This window comes from Corallococcus praedator, assembly GCF_003612125.1.
Lineage (GTDB): Bacteria > Myxococcota > Myxococcia > Myxococcales > Myxococcaceae > Corallococcus > Corallococcus praedator.
Genome location: NZ_RAWI01001159.1, coordinates 1 through 424 on the forward strand (window position 1 = coordinate 1; position 424 = coordinate 424).

Below are 424 nucleotides of genomic sequence, written 5' to 3' on the forward strand. Positions count from 1 at the left end.
GCGCTACTCCGAGCGGGTGGGCTCGCTCTCGTCGTCAGCGGCGAGATCGCGGGCGGCGCGCTCGGACTCCCCGCCGCTGCCGCCGCTGTCGGCGTCGATGTCGTTCCCCGGGCCCGCGGGGTCGGCCGCGGCGTAGGCGGCCTCGTCGCCCGGCCCGGCCTGCGTCGGGTTGTCCACCCTCCGGGACACGACCCGGTCCTCCTCGGTGCCCTGCTGCACTGCTCGGTCGCTGTCCATGGCGCCGGGTACCCGGACGCCCCGCGCGCGACGCACGGCATCATCGGGACATGACGAGCATGTGGGGCTCCCCGCTGCGCGACCGGTGGGGCCGCGGCACCCGGCGCGACCCCGAGCAGGCGCGGTTCCTCACCCTCGCCTCGCTGCGCTGGGTGCTGCGGCACCGGGCCTGGACGCCCTGGTACCT

At 77.1% G+C, this 424-nt stretch carries 1 protein-coding gene; it reads right to left on the bottom strand.

Annotated features, from left to right (window positions below):
• Window positions 1-3: 3 nt before the first annotated feature.
• Entirely contained in the window at window positions 4-237 is a 234-nt protein-coding gene (locus D7Y13_RS46505; RefSeq protein WP_158626241.1) for a hypothetical protein, read from the bottom strand.
• Between the last annotated feature and the right edge of the window lie 187 nt (window positions 238-424).

Coding starts and splice junctions, on each gene's coding strand:
- D7Y13_RS46505 (WP_158626241.1), bottom strand. CDS start 237: ATGGACAGCGACCGAGCAGTGCAGCAGGGCACCGAGGAGGACCGGGTC.